4 protein-coding genes are annotated in these 7,685 nt (G+C 69.4%); 2 read left to right on the forward strand and 2 right to left on the reverse strand.

The window, feature by feature from the left end:
• Nucleotides 1-161: 161 nt before the first annotated feature.
• Complete coding sequence (locus tag DMB66_RS45720; protein ID WP_125810385.1) at nucleotides 162-506, reverse strand: Lsr2 family protein; 345 nt, start codon at nucleotides 504-506, stop codon at nucleotides 162-164.
• A 585-nt stretch (nucleotides 507-1,091) separates the two neighbouring features.
• Here DMB66_RS45720 and DMB66_RS45725 point away from each other — a divergent pair.
• A complete protein-coding gene (locus tag DMB66_RS45725; protein WP_199753010.1) occupies nucleotides 1,092-6,116 on the forward strand; it encodes a family 43 glycosylhydrolase in 5,025 nt (1,674 codons plus the stop codon).
• A gap of 193 nt (nucleotides 6,117-6,309) precedes the next feature.
• On the opposite strand, the gene DMB66_RS45730 is transcribed toward DMB66_RS45725, so the two are convergent.
• Nucleotides 6,310-6,609, reverse strand: a complete 300-nt coding sequence (locus DMB66_RS45730) for a hypothetical protein (protein WP_125810386.1) — start codon at nucleotides 6,607-6,609, stop codon at nucleotides 6,310-6,312.
• A 560-nt stretch (nucleotides 6,610-7,169) separates the two neighbouring features.
• Here DMB66_RS45730 and DMB66_RS45735 point away from each other — a divergent pair.
• A partial coding sequence (locus tag DMB66_RS45735; protein WP_233625317.1) for a transposase occupies nucleotides 7,170-7,685 on the forward strand: 516 nt, incomplete at its 3' end.

The raw sequence follows: 7,685 nt of genomic DNA on the forward strand, positions 1-7,685 counted from the left end.
TCCCGGCGCCGGCCCGGTAAAGCGGTCCGGCCTTCGGCGGTGCTTACCCGGGGCTTTCCGCATTGCCGGACCGGCTCCGGGAAAGGGCCTCGCGCGCGCCGGGCGCCGTTGCGAATGCGATGACGAAGAACTCGCAACGGCGCCGCGGTGGGTGCGGAGAATCAGCGCTTGCTGTGGAACGCCTCGACGATCGAGGTGGGGATGCGGCCGCGTTCGGAGACCTCGTAGCCGTTCTTGTTGGCCCATTCCCGGATGGCCTGGTTCTGGTCGCGGTTGGCCCGGCTGGGCGCCGGTGCCGCGCCGCGCGGTGCGATCCGGGCGGTGCTGCTGCGGCCGATCCGCGCCGCGGCGGCGAGGTACGGGTCGAGGGCCTTGCGCAGCTTGCCGGCGTTCTTGTCGGAAAGGTCGATGGTGTAGCTCACGCCGTCGATGCTGAATTCGACGGTGCGGTCCGCCTTGCTGCCGTCAATGTCGTCGGTCAGCAGGGTGACGATCTGCTTTGCCATGTGGTCGCTCCCGAATATGTCCTGGTGCGGCACCTGGTGACCGCCTCTATTGGCGATACCATAGCCGATATCTCCGCGCAGTCCTGCGGCGCAGTGCGATAAACGAATCCGCGTTCTTCCGTGTCGCGTATCCGTTACCGCGGCGTCGCGCAAGGTTGTGCGTGCCGGCAGTGACCGCGGCCCGGCGGGCCACCCGGCGGGGTCGTTATATGTCCGCTCGTCCGCTTGGCGGAATTCCCCCGATCGGGACCGCGCGGAAATGCGCGGCTGCCGCCCGGCCGGATCGACACCTGTCCGGACTCTCGGGGGAGTCCGATGCGGACGCCGGGGCGGGATCCGCTCCGGTGGGTGGGCGCCGCCCGCGCCGCCCTCGCCGTGAGCCGGCCCGGCCGCCCGGTCCTTTGATCCGCCGGTGGCGAGCGCGGGCCCTGGTCTTATCGCCCAGGGTGGGTCTATAGCGGACAACGCCGCCGGGGCGTTGATTGCGGCAGCGTTTCACGTTGATGTCTCCTGCTTGACACGCTGGTTGTGAGCGTTAACACTTTCCGCAACTTTCTGGCTCCCACTCCTTGGATAGAGGCCCTTATGGTCGCCGAGCCTCGTCGCGGCATCCGATACCTGTCCCGCACCGCTGCCTTACTGATGCTGGCCACCGCGGCGCTCGCGCTGCCGGCCGCCCCCGCCGCGGCCGACGTCACCAACGGTCTGGTGCTGCGGTACGACCTCAACCAGACCACCGGCACCACGGTCTCGGACACCTCCGGCAACGGCCGCGACGGCACCCTGCAGGGCGACGCGTCCTGGTCCGGCGGCGGCCTGGCTCTCGGCGGCACCAACGGGTACGTGAAGCTGCCGAACAACGTGCTCGCGCAGCTCAACGCGGTGACGGTCACCGCCGACGTCTACATCGACCCCGCGCAGGCCACGCCGTACATGATCTGGGCGATGGGCAACACCGACTCCGGTGGGATCGGCAACGGCTACCTGTTCACCACCGGGAACGGCTACCGGTCCGCGATCGCGACCGGGAACTGGAGCACCGAGCAGACGGTGAACTCCGGAGCGAACCTGCCCCGGGGCGTCTGGGCGAGCATCGGCTACACCCTCAGCGACACGGGCGTCGCCACCGAGTACCTCAACGGTGTGGCGGTGGCGACCAAGACCGACGTCACCATCAAGCCGAGCGCCATCGGCGCGGGCGTCACCAGCGCCAACTACCTGGGCAAGTCTGTGTACAACTCGGACAAGACGCTCAAGGGTCAGGTGAAGAACTTCCGGATCTACGACCGCGCGCTGAGCGCCGCCGAGGCCGGTGAGGTCGCCATTCCCGACGCCACCCGGGTCGCCGGGGACAAGGCCGGGCTGACCCTGGGCGACACGTCGGCGGTCACCGCCGACCTCACCCTGCCCGCCATCGGTCCCGCGTACGGCAGCAAGGTGACCTGGGCCTCCTCGAACCCCGCGGTGATCACCGCGGCGGGTGTGGTCACCCGGCAGGACACCGACACCACGGTGACCATGACCGCGACCATCAGCAGCGGCACCACCAGCGACACCAAGGCGTTCCCGGTCACCGTCAAGACCGCGCTGAGCGCCGCGGAGCGGGTCGAGCTGGCCCGCGCCGCGCTGACCGTGGCCAACATCGACGACGTGCGCGGCAACCTGACGCTGCCGCTCACCGGGCTGCACGCCACCACCGTCGAGTGGTCCAGCGCGGACACCGCCACGATCAGCAGCACCGGCGTCGTGCACCGGCCCGCGGCCGGCAGCGCCGCCAAGACGGTGGTGCTCACCGCCAAGATCAGCCTCGGTACGGCCACCGCCGAGAAGACGCTGACCGCCACCGTGCCCGCGCTGCCCGTCGCCGCCCCGCTCAAGGGCTACGCCTTCGCCTACTTCACCGGCGACAGCATCGCCGGCGAGAAGATCTCCTTCGCCGCGAGCCAGGGCAACAACGCGCTGAAGTGGACCGAGCTCAACGGCGGGCAGCCGGTGCTGACCTCCACGCTGGGCACCAAGGGCCTGCGCGACCCGTTCCTGATCCGCTCGCCCGAGGGTGACAAGTTCTTCCTCATCGCCACCGACCTGTCCATCGGCGGCGGCACCTCCTGGGACGAGTCGCAGCGCCAGGGCAGCCGGTACATCGAGGTCTGGGAGTCCACCGACCTGGTGAACTGGGGCCAGCAGCGGCACGTGCTGGTCTCGCCGCCGACCGCCGGCAACACCTGGGCGCCCGAGGCGTACTACGACGAGGCCCTCGGCCAGTACGTCGTCTTCTGGGCGTCCAAGCTCTACGCCGAGTCCGACCCGGGACACACCGGCAGCACCTACAACCGGATGCTCTACGCCACCACGCGCGACTTCGTGACCTTCAGCGCCCCGAAGATCTGGCAGGACCTGGGCGCGTCCCGGATCGACAGCACGGTGATCAAGGACGGCGGCAAGTACCACCGCTTCACCAAGGACGAGGGCGGGGTCACCGGCTGCAGCGACATCATCCAGGAGCAGGCCGACTCGCTGACCGCCGCCGACGACGTCTCGGACCCGAAGTACGACCCGAAGAACCCGGCGTGGAAGATCGTGGCCTCCTGCATCGGCAAGGCCGCCGGCACCTCCGCGGTCGAGGGCCCCACCGCCTTCAAGGCCAACCCCGGTGACACCTCCGGCTCGCCCTACTACCTCTTCGTCGACGAGTACGGCGGCCGCGGCTACATCCCGCTGGGCACCGACAGCCTCGACACCCCGTCGTGGAAGGTGCCGGCGAGCTACTCCCTGCCGACCAAGCCGCGCCACGGCACGGTCCTGCCGATCACGCAGGCCGAACTGACCAAGATCGCGAAGCTGCCGGACCCGCTGCCGGCCACCGCCGAGGGACTCGTCGCCCGGTACCCGCTCGACCAGGCCTCCGGCACCACGGTCACCGATGCCTCCGGCAACGGTAACAACGCCGCGATCGTGGGCGGCGCGACCTTCAGCGAGGGCAGCCTCAACTTCGGCGGCACCGACGGCTACGTCAAGCTGCCGAACAACGCCATGGCCGGAATGGAGGCCATGACGGTCTCCACCGACGTCTGGGTCGACCCGACCCAGCAGACCCCCTACTTCCTCTGGGGGATGGGCAACACCGACTCCACCGGTACGGGCAACGGGTACGTGTTCAGCACCGGTGACAGCAACTACCGGGCGGCCATCGCCTCCGGTAACTGGACCACCGAGCAGAACGCCCAGAGCAGCGGCGCCCTCCGCCGCGGCGCGTGGCGGACGCTGACCTACACCGTCGGCGGCGGCAAGGCCGCGCTGTACCTCGACGGCCGGCAGGTGGCCCAGAACACGGCGGTCACCATCACGCCGGGCGCGATCGGCGGCGGGATCACCACGGCCAACTACATCGGCAAGTCGGTGTACTCCGGGGACAAGCTCTTCAAGGGCCGGATGCGCGACTTCCGGATCTACAACCGGGTGCTGTCCGGTGACGAGATCTCCCAGCTGGGCAACAACGCCACCACGGTGTCCGCGGTGACGCTGGCCAGCCTGAAGGTCCCGGCGCTGATCGACAGCGACGCCGGCACCATCGTGCTGCCGCTCAAGCCGGGCACCGACCGGCGGAACCTGAACCCGGTCTTCACCGTGGCGAGCGACTCGAAGGTCACCGGCGCGGACGCCGGCGACTACTCCGCGCCGCGGAAGATCACCGTCACCAGCGCGACCGGCGCGACCCGCGAATACACGGTCACCACCCGGGTGATGCGCTCGCCGCTGCTGCCCGGCCTCAACGCCGACCCGAACATCGTCCGCTTCGGCGACACCTACTACATCTACGCGACCACCGACGGCATCGCCGGCTGGGGGAGCACCACCTTCAAGGTCTGGTCGTCGACCGACCTGGCGACCTGGACCGAGCACCCCACGATCCTGGACCTCGCCGACGTCTCCTGGGCGCACACCAACGCCTGGGCGCCGACGATCGCCTTCGCGAACGGGAAGTACTACTTCTACTTCTGCGCCGCCGGCAACATCGGCGTAGCCACCTCCGACTCGCCGCTCGGCCCGTTCAAGGACTCCGGGGCGCCGCTGATCGACCGGAAGGACTACAACAACGCCCAGCAGATCGACCCGGGCGTCTTCACCGACGACGACGGGCAGAGCTACCTGTACTGGGGTAACGGCACGGCGTACGTGGCACCGCTGAACGCGGACATGACCTCGATCGACGTGACGAAGCGGAAGACCATCGGTGGCCTCACCGACTTCCGCGAGGGCCCGTTCGTGAACAAGCGGAACGGGATCTACTACCTCAGCTACGCCATCGACGACACCGGCAGCGAGAACTACCGGGTCGGCTACGCGACCGCGACCTCGCCGTACGGTCCGTTCACCGCCAAGGGCCTGATCCTGTCCAAGGACCCGGCACTGGGCATCCTCGGCCCGGGGCACAGCTCGATCATCCAGGTGCCCGGCACCGACGACTGGTACATCGCGTACCACCGCTTCGCGATCCCGGGTGGCAACGGCTTCAACCGCGAGACCACCATCGACCGGCTCTACTTCGACGCGGCGGGGGCGATCACCCCGGTCATCCCGACGCTGGAGAGCATCGACCCGCTCGCCTACACCGGCGTGCAGCCGCAGGCGGCGGTCTCCAAGGCCGGCACCGACGGCTGGTACGGCTCCGGCGCCACCCTCACCCTCAGCGGCGGCGCGGGCAACTCCGCGATCGAGTACGCCCTCGGTGACGGTGCCTGGACCGCGTACACCGCACCGGTGCCGTTGCCGGCCGGCTCGTACACCCTGCGGCACCGGGCCCGTGGCGCGAACCTGATCCTGAGCCCGGTCGCCTCGCTGGCCGTCAAGGTCGACCCCGAACCGCCGATGTCGGCGGTCGCGGTCAAGACGGTCAAGAACGTGTCGACAGTGACGCTCAGCGCCCAGGACACCGCCTCGGGGGTGGCCTCGATCAGCTACCGCGTCGACTCCGGCGCGTGGCAGCCGTACACGAAGCCGTTCACCGTGACCGGCGTCCACCGGCTGGAGTTCTTCGCCACCGACAAGGCCGGCAACCCGGAGAAGGCCCAGCAGGTCAGCGTGCCGCTGAAGCCGGACACGACCGCACCCGCGGTCACCGGGCTGACCGACCCGCAGCGGCCGACCGGCAAGAACGGCTGGTTCACCGGCCCGGTGGCGCTCGTGGTCACCGCCACCGACCCGTCCGGCATCGCCTCCCGCGAATACCGGATCGCCGGCGGCAAGTGGCTGGCCTACACCCGCCCGGTCCCGCTCCCGGTGGGCGTGACCACCGTGAGCTACCGGGCGACCGACACCTTCGGCAACGTGTCGAAGGCCGGCACCCTCACCGTGCGGCGCGACACCCAGCCCCCGGTGGTCACCTCGAAGTTCCGCATCGGTGCGTCGCCCGTCAAGGTCACCCTGACCGCGAAGGACGCCGTCTCCGGGGTCCAGGTGATCTCCTACCGCGTGGACAAGGGCGCCTGGACCACCTACCGCGGACCGATCAAGATCCGCGGCAAGGGAACGCACAAGGTGTCGTACCGGGCCGACGACAAGGCGGGCAACCGCAGCAAGATCTGGACGGTGCAGGTGCGCATCCGCTAACCGGCCGGCCCGACTCGTAGTGACACAAAGCAACTCCTCCTTGTCTCAGATCCATGACAAGGAGGAGTTGCTTTGTCGTTGCCGCCGGGCCGGTGAACGTACAGATCGGGTCCGGGCGCACCGACAGGCTCACCGAGGGAGTCGGGGGCCTCGCGCGCCTCGCCGAGGTGATCCAGGGAGCGCAGCCCGGCGGTCAGGTGCAGCATCCCGTACGCCTGCCGGATCCGCGGATCGCCGGTATGCGGCTGGATCTCGTCGCCGATGCCCAGCGCGAGGCGCGCCGGGCATCCCCGGCGGCATGGAGAGGGATCCGCATCCACTCGGCGATCCCGATCCACTCCGGCCGGCCGATATCGCGCGCCTCGGTCAGGGCCAGGCGGGCGGCACCGCGGCCGAGATCGGGGTAGCCGAGGTCCCTGAGCGTGTACGAGGCGCCGTGTGCGACCTGGACGAGGTCGGAGCCGCGAAGTCCGCCGAGCAGGTCGGGCAGCATGGGTGCGAGCCCCGCCCTCCCAGCAACGCGCCGAAGGGTGAGGGTCAGTCCGCGACGCCCATCCGCTCACCCAGACTCCGTCTGACTCAACTCGTGGACCCGCCGGAACATCCTCGTCACGCTGCGTGCCGCGACGTGGGCTTGTTGGCTTCGCCCCGACGGTTCCTACCCTTCGGGCACCAGCCGAGGGCCCACGTCAACCACCGCCTCGCCCGCCGTCCTCGGCGCCCCCAAAGAGGGCATGAGTGACCTTTGCTCTGCTTCCCTATCGGAAACGCCCCTCGGGCTCCGGGCTCCGGGCTCCGGGCTCCGGGCTCCGGGCTCCGGGCGGCGGGCGGCGGGCTCCGGGCTCCGGGCGGCGGGCGGCGGCGGGGCGCGGCGGGCGGCTGGCATCAACCGAAAGCAGAACCCGCACATCCCACCCGGTGTTTCCGATGGGGAAGGACCCTGTTGCCTAATTCGCGGCGCGCCGGTTGTGGTCCGTGACGTGGTTGTTCTGCCCGGTGAGGATAGGTCGTCGTTGGTGGTTGGTGTCCTGGGTGAGGTGAGTAGCGGTGTCGATGCGTCCGCGTCCGTTGCCGGAGGTTGATGTGCAGACTGCGGTGGTGGCTAGGGCGGCGTTCAGGAAGCCGACGTTGGCGATGCGGGTGCGTGATGAGCTGGGTGAGGTCTTCACCGATGGGGCGTTCGTCGATGCGTTCGGGGTTCGTGGCAGGCCGGGGATCTCGCCGGGGCAGTTGGCGATGGTCACGGTGTTGCAGTTCGCGGAGAACCTCACCGACCGGCAGGCCGCTGACGCGGTCCGGGGGCGGATCGACTGGAAATACTGTTTGGGTTTGGTGTTGACCGATCCGGGTTTTGATTTCAGTGTGTTGTCACAGTTCCGGACCCGGTTGGTCACCCATGATCTGCAGGGTGTGGCGTTCCAGACTCTCCTGGACCGGCTGGTCGAGCAGGGCCTGGTCAAAGCCCGGGGTCGGCTGCGCACCGACGCGACGTATGTGATGGCCGCGGTTCGTGATCTCAACCGTCTGGAGATGGTCGGTGAGACGCTGCGGGCGGCCCTCGAAGCCCTG

Source organism: Actinoplanes sp. ATCC 53533 (assembly GCF_003947245.1).